The sequence below is a fragment of the Roseovarius sp. genome (genome assembly GCF_965228755.1).
In the GTDB taxonomy this organism is placed as follows: domain Bacteria; phylum Pseudomonadota; class Alphaproteobacteria; order Rhodobacterales; family Rhodobacteraceae; genus Roseovarius.
Genome location: NZ_CBDDIG010000005.1, coordinates 745,074 through 760,404, shown reverse-complemented (window position 1 = coordinate 760,404; position 15,331 = coordinate 745,074). Strand labels below are relative to the sequence as shown.

General features: G+C 64.9%; 18 protein-coding genes and 1 tRNA gene. 12 read left to right on the top strand and 7 right to left on the bottom strand.

What is annotated here, in order from left to right:
* Positions 1–208 precede the first annotated feature (208 nt).
* Positions 209–781: a YceI family protein gene (locus ACO07J_RS07115; RefSeq protein ID WP_422027649.1), complete on the bottom strand. Its 573-nt coding sequence runs from the start codon at positions 779–781 to the stop codon at positions 209–211.
* A 271-nt stretch (positions 782–1,052) separates the two neighbouring features.
* Here ACO07J_RS07115 and ACO07J_RS07110 point away from each other — a divergent pair, with 271 nt between their 5' ends.
* On the top strand, positions 1,053–1,469 hold the full coding sequence (locus ACO07J_RS07110; protein WP_422027647.1) for a hypothetical protein: 417 nt from the start codon (positions 1,053–1,055) through the stop codon (positions 1,467–1,469).
* A gap of 134 nt (positions 1,470–1,603) precedes the next feature.
* On the opposite strand, the gene ACO07J_RS07105 is transcribed toward ACO07J_RS07110, so the two are convergent.
* Complete coding sequence (locus ACO07J_RS07105) at positions 1,604–2,104, bottom strand: hypothetical protein (protein WP_422027645.1); 501 nt, start codon at positions 2,102–2,104, stop codon at positions 1,604–1,606.
* 242 nt (positions 2,105–2,346) lie between these two features.
* Here ACO07J_RS07105 and rpsF point away from each other — a divergent pair, with 242 nt between their 5' ends.
* The 4 genes from rpsF (at position 2,347) to ACO07J_RS07085 (ending at position 4,617) form a co-directional block, all read left to right on the top strand.
* Positions 2,347–2,700 carry a 30S ribosomal protein S6 gene (gene rpsF / locus ACO07J_RS07100; RefSeq protein WP_422027643.1) on the top strand — a complete coding sequence of 118 codons (354 nt, stop codon included), beginning with the start codon at positions 2,347–2,349 and terminating at the stop codon, positions 2,698–2,700.
* A gap of 26 nt (positions 2,701–2,726) precedes the next feature.
* Complete coding sequence (gene rpsR / locus ACO07J_RS07095) at positions 2,727–2,954, top strand: 30S ribosomal protein S18 (protein WP_005608650.1); 228 nt, start codon at positions 2,727–2,729, stop codon at positions 2,952–2,954.
* Between the two features lie 12 nt (positions 2,955–2,966).
* Positions 2,967–3,605, top strand: coding sequence for a 50S ribosomal protein L9 (gene rplI / locus ACO07J_RS07090; RefSeq protein WP_300892373.1), 639 nt, complete (start codon positions 2,967–2,969; stop codon positions 3,603–3,605).
* Between the two features lie 223 nt (positions 3,606–3,828).
* Complete coding sequence (locus ACO07J_RS07085) at positions 3,829–4,617, top strand: phytanoyl-CoA dioxygenase family protein (protein WP_422027640.1); 789 nt, start codon at positions 3,829–3,831, stop codon at positions 4,615–4,617.
* Positions 4,618–4,667: 50 nt separating this feature from the next.
* Here the strand turns inward: ACO07J_RS07085 and ACO07J_RS07080 are convergent, their stop codons facing one another.
* Positions 4,668–5,090, bottom strand: a complete 423-nt coding sequence (locus tag ACO07J_RS07080; RefSeq protein ID WP_422027638.1) for a VOC family protein — start codon at positions 5,088–5,090, stop codon at positions 4,668–4,670.
* A gap of 694 nt (positions 5,091–5,784) precedes the next feature.
* On the opposite strand from ACO07J_RS07080, the gene ACO07J_RS07075 reads away from it, so the two are divergent.
* On the top strand, positions 5,785–6,330 hold the full coding sequence (locus ACO07J_RS07075; RefSeq protein WP_422027636.1) for a hypothetical protein: 546 nt from the start codon (positions 5,785–5,787) through the stop codon (positions 6,328–6,330).
* A 152-nt stretch (positions 6,331–6,482) separates the two neighbouring features.
* Here the strand turns inward: ACO07J_RS07075 and tig are convergent, their stop codons facing one another.
* Positions 6,483–7,814 carry a trigger factor gene (gene tig / locus ACO07J_RS07070; RefSeq protein WP_422027634.1) on the bottom strand — a complete coding sequence of 444 codons (1,332 nt, stop codon included), beginning with the start codon at positions 7,812–7,814 and terminating at the stop codon, positions 6,483–6,485.
* A gap of 186 nt (positions 7,815–8,000) precedes the next feature.
* On the opposite strand from tig, the gene ACO07J_RS07065 reads away from it, so the two are divergent.
* Together ACO07J_RS07065 and ACO07J_RS07060 are read left to right on the top strand one after the other, a co-directional pair.
* Positions 8,001–8,450, top strand: a complete 450-nt coding sequence (locus ACO07J_RS07065; protein WP_422027632.1) for a nucleoside deaminase — start codon at positions 8,001–8,003, stop codon at positions 8,448–8,450.
* Positions 8,451–8,603: 153 nt separating this feature from the next.
* Positions 8,604–9,251, top strand: coding sequence for a L,D-transpeptidase (locus ACO07J_RS07060; RefSeq protein ID WP_422027630.1), 648 nt, complete (start codon positions 8,604–8,606; stop codon positions 9,249–9,251).
* A gap of 92 nt (positions 9,252–9,343) precedes the next feature.
* Here the strand turns inward: ACO07J_RS07060 and ACO07J_RS07055 are convergent, their stop codons facing one another.
* Both ACO07J_RS07055 and ACO07J_RS07050 read right to left on the bottom strand, forming a co-directional pair.
* Positions 9,344–9,604 carry a hypothetical protein gene (locus ACO07J_RS07055; protein ID WP_422027628.1) on the bottom strand — a complete coding sequence of 87 codons (261 nt, stop codon included), beginning with the start codon at positions 9,602–9,604 and terminating at the stop codon, positions 9,344–9,346.
* A gap of 231 nt (positions 9,605–9,835) precedes the next feature.
* Positions 9,836–9,920, bottom strand: a tRNA-Leu gene (locus ACO07J_RS07050).
* A 151-nt stretch (positions 9,921–10,071) separates the two neighbouring features.
* On the opposite strand from ACO07J_RS07050, the gene ACO07J_RS07045 reads away from it, so the two are divergent.
* Positions 10,072–10,572, top strand: a complete 501-nt coding sequence (locus ACO07J_RS07045; protein ID WP_422027626.1) for a Hint domain-containing protein — start codon at positions 10,072–10,074, stop codon at positions 10,570–10,572.
* 60 nt (positions 10,573–10,632) lie between these two features.
* Here ACO07J_RS07045 and ACO07J_RS07040 read toward each other — a convergent pair whose 3' ends face one another.
* Positions 10,633–12,246, bottom strand: a complete 1,614-nt coding sequence (locus ACO07J_RS07040) for an NAD(P)H-hydrate dehydratase (protein ID WP_422027624.1) — start codon at positions 12,244–12,246, stop codon at positions 10,633–10,635.
* A gap of 169 nt (positions 12,247–12,415) precedes the next feature.
* Between ACO07J_RS07040 and ACO07J_RS07035 the strand changes: the two genes are divergently transcribed.
* From ACO07J_RS07035 to ACO07J_RS07025, 3 genes are all read left to right on the top strand, one after another.
* On the top strand, positions 12,416–12,754 hold the full coding sequence (locus tag ACO07J_RS07035; RefSeq protein ID WP_057819330.1) for a P-II family nitrogen regulator: 339 nt from the start codon (positions 12,416–12,418) through the stop codon (positions 12,752–12,754).
* A gap of 42 nt (positions 12,755–12,796) precedes the next feature.
* Positions 12,797–14,203 (top strand): type I glutamate--ammonia ligase, encoded by a 1,407-nt coding sequence (gene glnA, locus ACO07J_RS07030; RefSeq protein WP_422027622.1) that lies wholly within the window; start codon positions 12,797–12,799, stop codon positions 14,201–14,203.
* Positions 14,204–14,419: 216 nt separating this feature from the next.
* Entirely contained in the window at positions 14,420–15,304 is an 885-nt protein-coding gene (locus tag ACO07J_RS07025) for a hypothetical protein (RefSeq protein ID WP_422027620.1), read from the top strand.
* Positions 15,305–15,331 lie beyond the last annotated feature (27 nt).

Genomic DNA, 15,331 nt, shown 5'->3' with positions numbered 1-15,331 from the left:
GGCACGCCTTCGGCGTGACGGGCGGGCGCTTCTGCAACGACACCATGCAGAACAATCGTCAGAGGTGGTCCGAACCATAAATCAACCAACACCCCTGTCGGCGCGCCCACCCGCGGACGGCCGCTGCCCGGCGCGATTAACCGAACCGAAACAGAAAAAGGCCGCCAGGTTCCCCCGGCGGCCCTCCATTCTCAAAACCGTGAAAGGCTCACTCCGCCTTGCCGGCCTCGATCGAGATCATCACCTGGACCTCGTCGCTCACGTTGGGCGCGAATTTCTCCAGCCCGAAATCCGAGCGCAGCACCGTCGCCGTTGCGTCGAACCCGGCCCAGGCCTTGCCTTCCATCGGGTGATCGCCCGCCTGGTTCAGCGTCGCGTCCAGCACCACTTCCTGCGTCGTGTCGCCGATCGTCAGGTCGCCGGTGATCTTCGCCGTATCCTCGCCCGTCACCTCGATGCCGGTGGAGGTGAAGGTGATCATGTCGCCATCGGCCGCGCCGAAGAAATCGTCCGACATGAAGTGATCGAACCGCTTCTCCCAGCCGGTCAGCATCGAGCGCACCGGCATCGACACCTCGACCGACGAATTCGCCGGGTCTTCCTGGTCGAACATGATCTCGCCCTCGAAGCCCGAGAACATCCCGTAGGTCGTGGAATAGCCGAGGTGCTCGTAGCTGAACACCACCTGGCTGTGGCTCGGATCGAGCTTGTAAGCCTCGGGGGCGGCAACGGCGCCGGTGGCCGCGAAGGCCATTGCTGCGGCCATCAGTGTCGTCTTCATCGCGTAACTCCTGTTACAATGTGTCATATCGGTCGTGCCACACAGAGTAACCCCTGTACGCGACCGATCAATCCGACGGTAATCAACAGATCGTGTGGAGAAACGAACACTCGGCCTGTGCACGCCGCTTTCTTGAAAACGACCTCGGCCAAACGCACGCCACGCTCGCAGGTGGGCAGAAGACTCCTCAATGCTTCGCCGAGGTCTCTATGAATGATATTCGGGGTGAAGAAAGTAACGGAAAGCGTGACGAACACGAGGAGGCGGTAACGTGCAGGGCAACAAGATTGTCGAAGCGACCCGGTTAAATGTAGACGAAGCATACCAAAAGCACGGTTTTATGTTAATGCTCATGGGGTCGTCCCTTAGAACGGCATTACTGGTGTTGGGGTTTACTGCTGCTGCATTCTTAATGTTCTATTCTGTAGGTTTTTTTAGCCGCCCTCCTTATGACTTGTACAACTTCTTTTGGCCGTTCATTTCCTTGCCGACAATCGCGAGGTGGGCAAGAATTCGCAAAATCAACGGTGAAAGCCGAGCACTTTTGCTTCTCTCGGCCGTAGCGCTGGTGACCTTTTTCATAGTGGTTATGGTGGCAATTGGCGCTGACCAGGGATACGCATACATTCTGGTTCTATCTGTCCTCGTCGCGTTCTTTCTTTCTTTTATCCCTTATTTCAAGGAGTAACGAAGTCTGGTCATCGGCGGGGTCACATGGTGCTGCAAGTTGTGGACGGCTCCTCTGCAAGGGTTTCCGAAAAGAAAGCGGATCGAAACCTTTCAAAGATTTCGATCCCTTACACCGAAAACAGCCCGCGCCGCTCAGGCCAGCGCCAGCGCCCGGCGCAACGCCCGCTCCTGCTTGCGCCCCCGCACCGGCACCGACACCACCAGCGCCCCGGACGTGTCGCGCGCAAAGAAGGTCCGGTTGTTCAGCCGGATCTCGGCAAACTCCGACATCCGGTAGCGCCCGGTCAGGTACACCTGCCCCCGCAATTCCCGGTCATAGGTCCGGATCTCGTCGCGCTGCGTGTCGATCTCGACCCGCGCCATCTCCTGTCTCGCGTTCAGCGCCGACAACAGCACCGCCCCCGTCCCGGCCATCGCCAGCGACGCGCCCAGCTTGACCAGCATCACCGCGTGATCCGGCGCCGGGAACAGCCAAATCCCCAGCCCCGCCACCATCAACGCCAGCGCCGCACCGCCCGTCACCACCCGTCCGGCCAGCACGCCCGGCCCCTCGGCCACCTCGACCGGCTGGCGCTGCATGGTGCGGCGTTCATGGGCCTGGAACTGGGTCATGGTATCGGGCAAGACGGTCATCGCGTCGGGTCCTTCCGGGGGGTTTGCATCTCGCCGCACCCTGCGTGACAATCGCGCCATCAATGGGGCGGCGCGTGGGCAAAATCCCGGCACGTCCCCCGGCGCTTGCCAAGCCCGCCGATCCGTCGTATAGGCCGCATTCCTTTCGCATCACGCATGAACCGCGCAGTCTCTCGTGGATGGGCCGCGAAAGGATGAAAAGGCCCGCCTTTGAAATGCGCCCAGATAGAAGTGGAGCTCACATGCCGCTGTACGAGCATGTTTTCATCTCGCGCCAGGACCTGTCCAATACCCAGGCCGAGGGTCTCGTCGAACATTTCAGCACCGTCCTCGCGGACAACGGCGGCAAGGTCGTCGACAGCGAGTACTGGGGCGTCAAGACGATGGCCTACAAGATCAACAAGAACCGCAAGGGCCACTACGCATTTCTCAAGACCGATGCCCCGGCACCGGCCGTCCACGAGATGGAGCGCCTGATGCGGCTGCATGACGACGTCATGCGCGTTCTGACCATCAAGGTCGAGGACCACGAAGAAGGCCCGTCGATCCAGATGCAGAAGAAAGAAGACCGCGGCGACCGCCGCGAGCGTCGTTGATCAGCTTGAAGAAAGGACACTAACCCATGGCCGCAAAACCGTTTTTCCGCCGCCGCAAGGTCTGCCCCTTCTCGGGCGAGAATGCACCCAAGATCGACTACAAGGACACCCGTCTCCTGCAGCGCTACATCTCCGAGCGCGGCAAGATCGTGCCCTCGCGCATCACCGCCGTCTCGGCGAAGAAGCAGCGTGAACTGGCCCGCGCCATCAAGCGCGCCCGCTTCCTCGCGCTCCTGCCCTACGCCGTGAAGTAAGGAGGAATACCAATGCAAGTCATCCTTCTCGAACGTGTCGCCAAGCTTGGCCAGATGGGCGAAGTCGTCGACGTGAAACCGGGCTTCGCCCGCAATTACCTCCTGCCCCAGAAAAAGGCGCTGACGGCTTCCGAGGCCAACATCGCCCAGTTCGAAGGCCAGAAGGCCCAGCTCGAGGCGCGCAACCTCGAAACCCGCAAGGAAGCCGAGAAACTGGCCGAAACCCTCGACGGCAAACAGTTCGTCGTGATTCGCCAGGCCTCCGATTCCGGCGCGCTCTACGGCTCCGTCACCACCCGTGACGCCGCCGACGCCGTCTGCGAGGAAGGCTTCTCGATCGACCGCAAGCAGGTCGCCATGGGCGGCCCGATCAAGGAGCTCGGCCTGCACGAGGTCATGATCACCCTGCACCCCGAGGTCGAGGTGATCATCAAGGTCAACGTCGCCCGCTCGACGGAAGAGGCCGAGCTTCAGGCCTCCGGCAAGACCATCCAGGAAGTCGCCGCCGAGGAAGAGGAAGCCGCCGATTACGAGATCGCGGAACTCTTCGACGATATCGGCTCCGCCGCCTCCGACGATGAAGACCTGGCCGACGCGGTCGAAGACGTGCTTCCCGAGGAAGACGCCCAGGGCGACGACGAGGACAAGTAAGCCTCCCGCCTTGCAAGGATCCGGGGCCGCGCCACCAGGCGCGGCCCTTTTTCGTGGCCCCTCACGCCGCTTGACCTCTCCCCCGCGCCGGCATAGCCATATCCCCATGATGTTCATGTCCACCCGCTTCCCCCTGGTCTGAGCGACCCTCGTCGCAGGCGCCCCCGGCGCCGAACAGATCACACCGGCGCCGCAGGATGCGCGCCGAACAGGAAGACATGACATGTCCCGATCCCCGAAAACCGGCCTGTCCCCGGACCAGGTCGAAACCTTCATCACCGACGGCTTCTTGAAACTCCCCGACGCCTTCGACAGCACGCTCGCCCGCGACTGCCGCACGGCGCTATGGGCCGAGATCGGCCTCTCCCCCGACCGGCCCGAAACCTGGGCCGAGCCGGTCATCCGCGTTGGCTGGATGTCCGCCCCGCCCTTCGTCGCCGCGGCCAACACCCCGCCTCTGCACGCGGCCTATGACAGTCTCGCGGGACACGGCCGCTGGCAACGCCCGGACGGCCTCGGCACCTTTCCGATCCGCTTTCCCTCCGACGTAAGCCCCGGCGACGACGGGTGGCACATCGATGCCAGCTTCGGCACCGACATCCCCGACTTCATGGAATGGCGCGCCAATATCCTGAGCCGCGACCGCGCCCTGCTGATGCTGTTCCTGCTCTCCGATACCGGGGCGGATGATGCCCCCACCCGGATCCGCAAGGGCTCCCACGCCGTCATCGCGCGCGAACTTCTGCCCCATGGCGAGGCCGGCGCCACCCTGCGGCAGCTTTCGGCCGACGGTTACGCCTCCAGCGCGGGCTGCGACACCGTTTTCGCCACCGGCGCCGCCGGCACGGTCTATCTCTGCCATCCCTTCCTGGTCCATGCCGCCCAGCCGCATCGCGGCACGGCGCCCCGGTTCATGGCCCAGCCCCCCTTGCGCCCGGCGGGCGCCTTCGACCCGGCCCTGCCCCCCTCGCCGGTCCAGATCGCCATCCGCCGGGCCTGCGGGCTGCCATAGGCCCGAGCCGAAGGGCCGCGCCCCGACCCGGGCGCGGCCCCACACCTCCCCTACACGCCGAACGTCACATGCCCCGCCGCGTCGATCGGCCAGGCCGGGTTCCACGCGATCTCCCAGATATGCCCGTCCGGATCGGCGACATAGCCCCTCACCCCGCCCTGCGGCGGCGCATCCGCCTTCCGCAGCACCCGCGCCCCGGCCGCCACCAGCCGCGCCATCAGCGGCCTCACCTCGCCCGCGTCCCCCACGTTATGGGCCAGCGTCATCGCCCCCGGCGCGGCCAGCCCGCCGCTCCGCGCATCCTCCTCCAGCGCCGCCCGCAGCCACGTGCCGAAAACGAACCCGTTCATCTGGTAGAATGCGATCTCCGCGTTCTCGAAAACCGGGTGCCAGCCGAAGCCTTCCCGGTAGAACCGCTTCGACCTCTCGAGGTCGCCGATGCCGAGGGTGATCACCGAAATCTGCTGTTGCATGTCGCAAGTCCTTGTCACTCCGCCTGCGCGACATGCGCAAGCGCCTGGACCATGGGACGCGACAACCGGACCGCCGGTGCGCGAAAGGACCCGCATCGCGGGGGCCGGGCCAACCGCACCGGCCTCACCTGTTACTGGTGCCGCGACGATACCCGCTCCGAACCCGCGATGGCAAGCGCAGCCCTTTGCACTCTGTGTTGTAGTCCGATCGCAGAATCTGTCGTTCGGTCCAGTAATTATAGATGGTGGGCGAGGAAGGCCTCCCGAGGGTTTCTTCGGGAGGCATTGACGATCAAAGGCTCAGCATGAACGGCCGCTGTGCGGACAGAATGGTCATTGGATCCCGACGGTGCGAAGCCGCGCATCGACGGGCCGTGGTGCGGCGAACCGACGGTGGTAGTTGCCCCTTTATGGCTGCGACGTACATCCGACCAACGAGCGTGGCACTCCATTTGCCAAATCGCCGTGCCGTCGGTACGGCCCGGCGATGCGCGGCGGGCTAAAGCCCTTTGTTCCGCGCACGCGCTTCATTGTCAGGTCAGCTTTGGGCTCAAAGCGGTCGTTGCCCTCTGACACGTCGTCCTCGCCCACAACACGAAAAGCAATGGGCTGGATGGCAAGCGCCCCCCCCCTTTTCCGTTGGCCGATCCCCGCCCGCTTGCTAGGCTGGATCACCCGCTGGAAAGGCGCACCCGTGCAGACAGCCGACTTCAGAAGACCCGATGGCCCGCTCATCGCCGCGATGGGCGTGCTGATTATCGCCGCCGCCTGCGCCGGGCTGGGCTTCGCCCTCTTCGCCGGCACGGGCTTCGACCTGACAACCAACCTCCTCGTCCTCGCCGGCGTCCTGGGCGCCGTGGCGCTTGGCCTCGCCTTCCTCAACGCCTGGCGCAGCCCCATGCTCACGATCCGCCCCGACGCCCTGGTCCTGCCCACGGCCTTCGGCACCCGCACCATCCCTCTCCGCCCCGGCCACCCGGCGGGCGAATTCCTCGACCCCTCCGACCGCGGCGGCTCCCGCCGGCCCGGCGGGCCGGAGGCGAACAGGTTCGTCCATTTCTACACGCTCGACGCCAGGGGCAACCTCACCGAGCTCGCCGCCCTCCACCATGCCGCGCCCGAGATTCCGAGCATCCGCCAGGCCCTGCAACAAGTCGCCGGGCTGACGGTCGAGCCCCTCTCCCCCGACCCGACCTCGCGCCGCGCCCGCCCCGACACACGCCACTGGCGGCTGCCCTGACCGCCACCGTACCGCCCGCACGGGCTGACGGCGCACCGACGTAATACCGACAAAATACCGACGTTATACCGACGTTGGTTTTTCGGCCTTCGCCAACAGAAAAGGCCGCCCTCTCGGACGGCCTTTCCCTCTTCCGGTCACTGCAAGACGGCTTACTCGTCTTCCAGCGCCTCAACCGATTTTTCAAGCTCGTCCTTGGTGACTTCCTTCTCGGTCACATCGGCCAGCTCGACGATATAGTCGATCACCTTGTCCTCGAAGATCGGCGCCCGAAGCTGCTGCCGCATCTGTGGGTTTTGCTGAACGAATTCAAAGAACTGGCGCTCCTGCCCGGGGTATTGCCGCGCCTGCTCCATAACGGCCTGCGTCATCTCGGCATCGGTCACCTCGACCTTGGCCTTCTGGCCGATATCGGCCAGCAGCAGGCCCAGCCGCACCCGGCGCTCGGCCAGCTTGGTGTGCTCCTCGGTGGGCTCGATCTCGGGGTGATCATGGCCCTGAACATCCGGGTTCTCGTCATGCCAAAGCTGGTGCGCGATCTGCTTGGCCTCGGCCTCCACCATGCTCGGCGGCAGCTCGAAATCGACCTTTTTATCCAGCTCGTCCAACAGCTTGCGCTTCAGAACGGCCCGCGACGCACCGGCATATTCCTGCTCCAGACGCTCCTTGATCTGCTCCTTCAGGGCATCCAGGCTGTCCGAGCCGTATTTCTGCGCCAGGTCGTCGTCGATCTCCGCGGCCGCCGGTGCCTTCACCGCCTTCACGGTGCAGGTGAACTCGGCTTCCTTCCCGGCCAGGTGCTCGGCCTGGTACTCCTCGGGGAAGGTCACGGTCACGACCTTTTCCTCGCCCTGCTTGACGCCGACAAGCTGCTCCTCGAAACCGGGGATAAAGCTGTTCGAGCCCAGCACAAGCGGGTAATCCTCGGCGCTGCCGCCCTCGAACGCCTCGCCATCGACGCGGCCCACGAAGTCGATCACGACCTGGTCGCCATCCTTCGCCTTGGTGCCTTTCTTGCGGTCCTCGAAGTTCTGCGCGTTCTCGGCCAGGTTCTTCAGCGCATCGTCGACGGCGCCGTCATCGGCCTTCACCATCATGCGCTCGATCTTCACCGACTTGAAGTCGACTTCCGGAACCTCGGGCAGCGCCTCGTAGGACATCTCGACCTCGACGTCGTCGCCCTCTTTCCAGTCCTCGTTGACCATCTTCACCGCCGGTTCGCCGGCGGGGCGCTCGCCCTTGTCCTCGAAATGCTGGCTCATCGCGCCGTCGACGGCTTCCTGCATGGCCTCGCCCAGCACGCGCTGGCCGAACTGTTTCTTCAGCAGCGGCAGCGGGACCTTGCCCTTGCGAAAGCCTTTCATCTCGATGTCGGGCTGGGCCTCCTTGAGCTTGTCCATGACCTTGTCGTCAAGCTCCTGGGCCGTCAGCACCATCTTGTAGGCGCGCTTGAGCCCCTCGTTCTGGGTTTCCGTGACCTGCATGTTCGTCCTTCCATTGCATCCAAGGGCCGCAGAGGCGTCCGCGGCGGTCAAAATCTCGCGCCCTTCTAGGGTTGGCGGGGCGCGTGTGCAAGCGGAGTCTGGGCCCCTCGCGTCATGATTTCACTTCCCTTCCGGGGCCGTCTGCCCCACCCTGACGGCACCCCTTCCGGCACAGCGAGGCCCCGATTGCTCACCGACACCGACCGCCAGTTCCTCCGCATCGCCTATGACGAGGCGCTCGCCGGCTACAACGAGGGCGGCTGCCCCATCGGCAGCGCGCTCGCCCGCGGCGACACGCTCATCGCCCAGGGCCGCAACCAGCGTGTGCAACAGGGCGACCCCATCGCCCACGGCGAGATGGACTGCCTGCGCAAGGCCGGCCGCCAGCGCTCCTACCGCGACATGACCCTCTATACCTCGCTCAGCCCCTGCATGATGTGCACCGGCACGATCATCCAGTTCGGCATCCCCCGCGTGGTGATCGGCGAGAATGAGACGTTCGAGGGCAACATCCCCTTCCTCCGCGACCGCGGGGTCGAGGTGCACCTCCTGCAGGATCCCGACTGCATCGCCCTCATGCAGCGCTTCATCCGCGAAAAACCCGAGCTCTGGAACGAGGATATTGCCGAGGACTAGGCCGGCCCGCGCGCCCCTCATTGCAAGCCTGCAACGGTTCAAGACTTATTGATTGATCTTCGGACCCGATTCTATAGTTCATACGTTGTCCGTTCCAGATAACTATGCGGGCCTGCGCTGCGCGGCCCGGACAAAACCAAGGAGCCCCCTGCCATGCTCACCCGGCGCCATTTCATCATAACGACTGCCGCCATGTTCTCCGGCCCGGCCCTCGCACCTGGCATGGCCAGCGCCGCCGCCGGCGACTGGGACATGTGGGATGCCCAGGTCACCCCGCCGGGCTATGACCCCGCCACCACCAACCCCTGGGGGCTCGAGCCGCGCTTCCTGCCCGTGCGGGTCGAAACCAAGCCGGGGCTGAAGGCCGGCGACATCCATGTCGACAGCGTCGCCCGCTTCCTCTACCACATCGAGCCCGGCGGCACGGCCATGCGCTACGGCGTCGCCATCGCCCGCGGCAAGCTCTACGTGCCCGGCATCTACTCGATCAAGCGCAAGGCCAAGTGGCCCAGCTGGACCCCCACCAAAAGCATGATCGAGCGCGACCCCGAGCTTTACGCCCAGCACGCAGGCGGCGTCGAACCGGGGCCGACCAACCCGCTCGGCTCCCGCGCGCTCTACCTCTATCGCGGCAGCCGCGACAGCTATCTCCGCATCCACGGCACGCCCGAACCCCGCACAATCGGCGGCCGCGCCAGCTCGGGCTGCATCCGCATGGTCATGGCCCATATCAACGAGCTCTACCCGAACGTCTCGCTCGGCTCGACGGCCTATCTCTACCCCACCAGCGGCGTGCTCTGAGCCCGCCGCGCCGCGGGGCGACCTAACGAAAAGGCCTTCCGCCGGCATGGCGGAAGGCCTTTTTTCATGGGGTCACGCATCGGCCAGACGGCTCAGGTGCAGATCTTGCCCCCGGTATTGGCCCGCAGCGGCACCATCAGCGTCTCGACCGGGCCTTCGTACAGGTACCAGTAACACCCGTCGGACCGCAGCTGCACGGTCTGCAGGTTCTGGTCCGGCGCGGCCAGCGCCGCCACTTCGGGCGGCACGGTCTCGAGATACCCGTCCGGCCCGGTGGGAACCCCCGAAACAGTGTCATCACAGGCTGCAACAGCCAGAAAAGCCAACGGCAGAATGGCGGATATTGGCCGCATCCATTCCCTCCCGGTAGTCATGAGGTTGAGGCGGGATTGCCCAAATTCTGCCTTGCACATCGGCGCTTGGACAGCAACGGCAATCCGCGACGGCACGAAAATCCCTCCCACGGTGACGCAAGCGCGCCATGGTTGCGGCTCATTCGACGGGCGGTTTCGGGGATATTGTCTGCAAGCCGGTCGCGCGATAACCCGCGCTCAAGCAGTTGAATGCGGCAGGCCAGCCATAAGTGGTGCGGGTGGAGGGACTTGAACCCCCACGCCTTGCGGCGCCAGAACCTAAATCTGGTGCGTCTACCAATTTCGCCACACCCGCATCGAGGCCGTGGAATAGCAAAGCCCACAGGCCGATGCGAGCGAAAAAATCGGCCCCTCCGGCGGCTGCGTCCAAAGAAAGGACGCGACATTAACGCAATATTGCCATATTGTGGTGAAAAAATTGAGGCAGAAAACAGCAGGATACGAACATGAAACCGGCATTTGCTCGGCAGGATACGTTTGACCTCTCTCCAACCGTCGACCAGAACGAGGCAGGCCTTCTCGGGGGCTCGGTCATCATGACGCTCGACGGTGAAATGCGTGTCTCCGACCTGCGGCCGGGCAGTCGTGTCATCACCCGCGACACCGGGATGGCGGTCCTTCGATCGGTCCGCCGCCGCCGGATCACGGGCCGCGCGGTGCGGATCAAGGCCAGCTCCCTTGGCCACAACCGCCCCGAGCGTGACGCGACCCTGCCCGCCGGCCAGCCGGTTCTCGTGCGCGATTGGCGGGCCAGGGCCCTGTTCGGTGCGGAACAGGCGCTCGTGCCCGTCTCCCGCCTCGTCGATGGCGAGTTCGTGACCCTGCATGATAACGCCACGATGACCGTCTACGACCTCGAGTTCGACACACCCCACGTGCTCTATGTCGACGGCCTCGAAGTGGCGAGCTTCATGGGTAAAAGCGCACTGCCGGATACGAATTGTTAACCACTCGATTTCAACCCTCCAAACCAAGTGAAAACCCCGGGCTCTCCCCGGGGTTTTTGCTTAACTAGCGCCCAACTCCCTGAAAACCCTGGGCAATTCCTCCGGCAAATCCTCGGCGATCAACCCCGGCCCGAAGGCCCGCGCACATTCCACGTGCAGCCACGCCGCCGTCTCCGCCGCCTGCATCGGCGCAAAACCCCGTGCCAGCAGCCCGGTGATGAACCCCGCCAGCACATCGCCCGCGCCCGCCGTCGCCAGCCACGGCGCGGCCCGCTCGTACTGCGCCGAATTCACCGAACACCGCCCGTCCGGCCCCGCGATCACCGTATCCGGCCCCTTGAACAGCACCACGCACCCGGCCCGCTCCGCCGCCTCCCGCGTCGCATCCACCTTGGAATAGGCCGGCCCTTTCGTGGGCGCCGCATCCAGCTTCTCTGCAATAGCCGGGAAAAGCCGCGCAAACTCCCCGCCATGCGGCGTCAGCACGCAAGCCCCGTGCAGCATCCCGAACAGCTCTTCCGGCGCCTCGGCAAATGCCGTCAGCGCATCCGCATCCAGCACGACGGCGCGGGAAGGCTCCGCCCCCAGCGCCACCGGGACCAGCTCCCGCGCCCGCTCGACCCCCAGCCCCGGCCCGAGGCACAGCGCATTCACCCGCCTGTCCTCCAGCACCTCCGCCAGGCCTTCGGCATCCGCCACCCGCCGCAACATCAGCGCGGTGATCTGGCAGGCCACCTCCTGCTGGGCAGAGGGCGGCACCCCCAGTGTCACCAGCCCCGCCCCGATCCTGAGCGCCCCGCGCGCCGCCAGCCTTGCCGCCCCGGTCCGCCCGGAGCCACCGGTCAGGACAAGGGCGTGGCCATATCCAAACTTATGCCCGCCCCGCTTGCCCAATCCCCCGCGGCGGGACGCAACAACCTCGCGCACGATCTGCCGGTCGGCGGGCTGGCTCAGACCGATATCCTTGACCACGACCCTCCCGCAGGCATCGGGCCCATCGGCCAGGACATGACCCAGTTTGCGCGCATGAAAGCTCACTGTCAGGTGCGTCCGGATATCCTCGTGCTGTCTCCCCTGCCCCTCCGAGCGCAGGTAGCGCCCGGAATCCGAACAGACCCCGCTCGGCATATCCACGGCCACAACCCGCGCATCCGGATAATTCTCTCCACCAGCGGGCCTGCCATCCACGCGCCACCCCGACATCTGCGTGGCCCAGCCAAATTGATCGACCCCCTCGACCGGCCGCGTGAGGCCCGTACCGAACAGCGCATCCACGATCAGCGTCTCGGGGCCCCATTCGGACGGCTCCAGCCAGAACGCCCCGTCCCCCTCGTCCAGATAGGCTTGAACCTCCCCCATCTCCCGCCACCGCTCATAATTCACCCGCGCATCCGGCGGCAGCTTCTCCGCGTCCCCGTAGAGATAAACCTCCACCTCCCACCCCCACTCCCGCAACAGCCGCGCCACGACAAACCCGTCGCCGCCATTGTTCCCCGGCCCGCACAGCACAACCGCCCGGTGCGGCGCCTGCGCCAGTTCCGGCCATTCCTCGAACACCGCCTCGACAACACCCCGCCCGGCACGTTCCATCAGCTCCAGCCCGGTCACCTCACCCGACTCGATGGCCGCCCGTTCCACGGCCCGCATCTGCGCGGCGGTCAGCAATTCCGTCAAATCCGCTCTCCCTCGATTCAATTCCGCCCGGTTTCGCGGCGTTATGCCTAAATTTTAGGCAACACCCAATTCGACCCCGCCCCATACCTCGCCGCCCACCCTATACGATTGTGCGCGCAGGGGAGAAGTGATCGAAATCCCCGGACACAGCCGCAAGGAGGTCGGGCGCATGAAAAAGATCGAAGCGATCATCAAGCCGTTCAAGCTTGATGAGGTCAAGGAGGCGCTGCAGGAGATTGGCGTTCAGGGGCTCTCGGTGATCGAGGTCAAGGGATTCGGCCGGCAGAAAGGCCATACCGAGCTCTACCGCGGCGCCGAATATGTCGTGGATTTCCTGCCCAAGGTGAAGATCGACGTCGTGCTCGACGACGATCAGGTCGACAGCGCCATCGAGGCGATCGTCGAGGCCGCAAAGACCGACAAGATCGGCGACGGCAAGATCTTCGTCTCGCCCGTCGAACAGGCCATCCGCATCCGTACCGGCGAATCCGGCTCGGACGCGCTTTAACCCGCACCCAGCAACATCAACAAACCAAGGGGATCTGTAACCATGAGCGCAAGCGATCTGCTCAAACTGATCAAGGACGAGGACGTCGAGTATGTCGACATCCGCTTCACCGACCCGCGCGGCAAGCTTCAGCACGTCACCGTGCTGAGCGACCAGGTCGACGAGGACTTCCTCGAGGAAGGCTTCATGTTCGACGGCTCGTCCATCGCCGGCTGGAAATCGATCGAAGCGTCCGACATGAAACTCATGCCCGACACCGACTCGGCCTATATCGACCCGTTCTATGCCGAGAAGACCGTCTGCGTGCACTGCTCGGTGGTCGAGCCCGACACCGGCGAGCCCTACGAGCGTGACCCCCGCGGCACCGCCGAAAAGGCCGAGGCCTACCTGAAATCGTCGGGCATCGGCGACAGCGCCTTCTTCGGGCCCGAGGCCGAGTTCTTCCTGTTCGACGACGTCCGCTTCTCGAACTCGATCAACAAGGTCGGCTACGAGGTCGACGCGCTCGACGCCTCGTGGAACACCGACACCGAGTACGAGATGGGCAACATGGGGCACCGCCCCGGCGTCAAGGGCGGCTACTTCCCGGTGAACCCCACCGACGATGCCCAGGACATCCGCTCGGAAATGCTCTCGACCATGAAACGCCTCGGCATGAAGGTCGACAAGCACCACCACGAGGTGGCCTCCTGTCAGCACGAGCTCGGCCTGATCTTCGGCACGCTCACCAAGCAGGGCGACGAGCTGCAGAAATACAAGTACGTCATCCATAACGTCGCCCAGGCCTACGGCAAGACGGCCACCTTCATGCCCAAGCCCATCGCGGGCGACAACGGCACCGGGATGCACGTCAACATGTCGATCTGGAAGGACGGCAAGCCGCTCTTCGCCGGCGACAAGTACGCCGACCTGAGCCAGGAAGCGCTTTGGTTCATCGGCGGCATCCTCAAGCACGCCAAGACGCTGAACGCCTTCACCAACCCGTCGACCAACAGCTACAAGCGGCTGATCCCGGGCTTCGAGGCCCCCGTGCTGCGCGCCTACTCGGCCCGCAACCGCTCGGGCTGCGTCCGGATCCCGTGGACGGAAAGCCCGAAAGCCAAGCGCGTCGAGGCCCGCTTCCCCGATCCCTCGGCCAACCCCTACCTGGCCTTCTCGGCCCTGCTGATGGCCGGTCTCGACGGGATCAAGAACAAGATCGATCCGGGCGAGGCGATGGACAAGAACCTCTACGACCTGCCCGCCGAAGAGCTCGAAGGCATCCCCACCGTCTGCGGAAGCCTGCGCGAAGCGATCGACGCGCTGGCCGCGGATCACGCCTTCCTGCTGGCCGGCGACGTCTTCACCAAGGACCAGATCGACGGCTACATCGCGCTGAAGATGGAAGAGATCGAGATGTACGAGCACACGCCGCACCCGGTCGAATTCCAGATGTACTACAGCTGCTGAGCCGGCGTTCACCGCCTTTCGGAAAGGCGCCCCTCGGGGCGCCTTTTCTTTTTTCTGTCAAAGACTTGCGCGCCACCCTTGCGCGCGCGCACGAGGCCGGCTCATCAATGGCCGGGCGATTTGCCCAATTAGTTCCACATTTGCAACAAACTGCCTCCGCCTTTTGCGGCCAGTGTCGGCCGGAACGACAACAAAAAAGACGTGAACGGGCTGATCATGACGACAGGCAACACATGGGCAACCGCAGGGCTGGCATTCAGCCGGTTCCGCGCGCTCGACATCGTAGAACTTGCCAACCACGTGGTTGGCAGTTTCGAAGCGCTGGGCCACCGGGTCCAGGGCTCGCATATCCTGTCCGGCAACCGGGCGATGGTGACCACCGAACAGCTCGAGCTGTACCTCACCATCCGGGACGACGTCACGCTTGCCGCCCTGCCGGCGCCCTCGCCGGCCTACCTGTCCGTGGCCATCGCCAGCAAGGACGACCGGCGCACCTCGACCTTCTCGCGCGATTCCGCCCTCGCCCGGGTGCTGCAGAAACTCTACACCGAGCTGACGCCGGATTTCGTCAAGTGGATCGACACCGATGTCGTGCTCTCCGCCGCCGATTTCGCCCGGGCCACGGGGCTCGAACCGGCGGTCGGGAAACAGCCCGCGAAGGTCAGGCCCCGCCGCGTGACCTGCGCCAGGACGCTGCCGGATATCGAGGAAACCAACGACCTCCTCCAGCAGCGCATCACCAGCCAGGACCCGGCGATCTTCGATCACGCCGCCGCGCCCGACCGGCTGCGCAAGGTCTTCACCGAGAACTGGGTCGATCCCGACGTGCTCGCCTCCGAGGCCGCGGCCGAGAAGGTGGCCCGCGACAAGGCCGATATCGAACACGCGGCGCCCCTGCGCCTGTCGGCCTGGATGCTGTCCTTCGCCGTCGCGCTCTTCGCGCTGCCGCTGGGCGTCATGCTGATGGTGCTGAACTGCGCCAAGGGCGAGAACCTCCGCCTCGCCTCGCAGACCGCGGCGCTGACCGGCACGTTCATCGGCTTCCAGACCTTCGGCACCACCGCCCACGCAATGACGGCGCTGCAGGGCATTATCGGCTGATATCCGCGCATCAACACGCTTCCTAGG

Bases quoted from the DNA above. Each gene is read 5' to 3' on its own strand.
- ACO07J_RS07035 (WP_057819330.1), top strand. From the start codon at position 12,416: ATGAAAAAGATCGAAGCGATCATCAAGCCGTTCAAGCTTGATGAGGTC.
- ACO07J_RS07045 (WP_422027626.1), top strand. From the start codon at position 10,072: ATGAAACCGGCATTTGCTCGGCAGGATACGTTTGACCTCTCTCCAACC.
- ACO07J_RS07115 (WP_422027649.1), bottom strand. From the start codon at position 781: ATGAAGACGACACTGATGGCCGCAGCAATGGCCTTCGCGGCCACCGGC.
- ACO07J_RS07025 (WP_422027620.1), top strand. From the start codon at position 14,420: ATGACGACAGGCAACACATGGGCAACCGCAGGGCTGGCATTCAGCCGG.
- ACO07J_RS07055 (WP_422027628.1), bottom strand. From the start codon at position 9,604: ATGCGGCCAATATCCGCCATTCTGCCGTTGGCTTTTCTGGCTGTTGCA.
- glnA (WP_422027622.1), top strand. From the start codon at position 12,797: ATGAGCGCAAGCGATCTGCTCAAACTGATCAAGGACGAGGACGTCGAG.
- ACO07J_RS07080 (WP_422027638.1), bottom strand. From the start codon at position 5,090: ATGCAACAGCAGATTTCGGTGATCACCCTCGGCATCGGCGACCTCGAG.
- rplI (WP_300892373.1), top strand. From the start codon at position 2,967: ATGCAAGTCATCCTTCTCGAACGTGTCGCCAAGCTTGGCCAGATGGGC.
- ACO07J_RS07060 (WP_422027630.1), top strand. From the start codon at position 8,604: ATGCTCACCCGGCGCCATTTCATCATAACGACTGCCGCCATGTTCTCC.
- tig (WP_422027634.1), bottom strand. From the start codon at position 7,814: ATGCAGGTCACGGAAACCCAGAACGAGGGGCTCAAGCGCGCCTACAAG.
- rpsR (WP_005608650.1), top strand. From the start codon at position 2,727: ATGGCCGCAAAACCGTTTTTCCGCCGCCGCAAGGTCTGCCCCTTCTCG.
- rpsF (WP_422027643.1), top strand. From the start codon at position 2,347: ATGCCGCTGTACGAGCATGTTTTCATCTCGCGCCAGGACCTGTCCAAT.
- ACO07J_RS07085 (WP_422027640.1), top strand. From the start codon at position 3,829: ATGTCCCGATCCCCGAAAACCGGCCTGTCCCCGGACCAGGTCGAAACC.
- ACO07J_RS07105 (WP_422027645.1), bottom strand. From the start codon at position 2,104: ATGACCGTCTTGCCCGATACCATGACCCAGTTCCAGGCCCATGAACGC.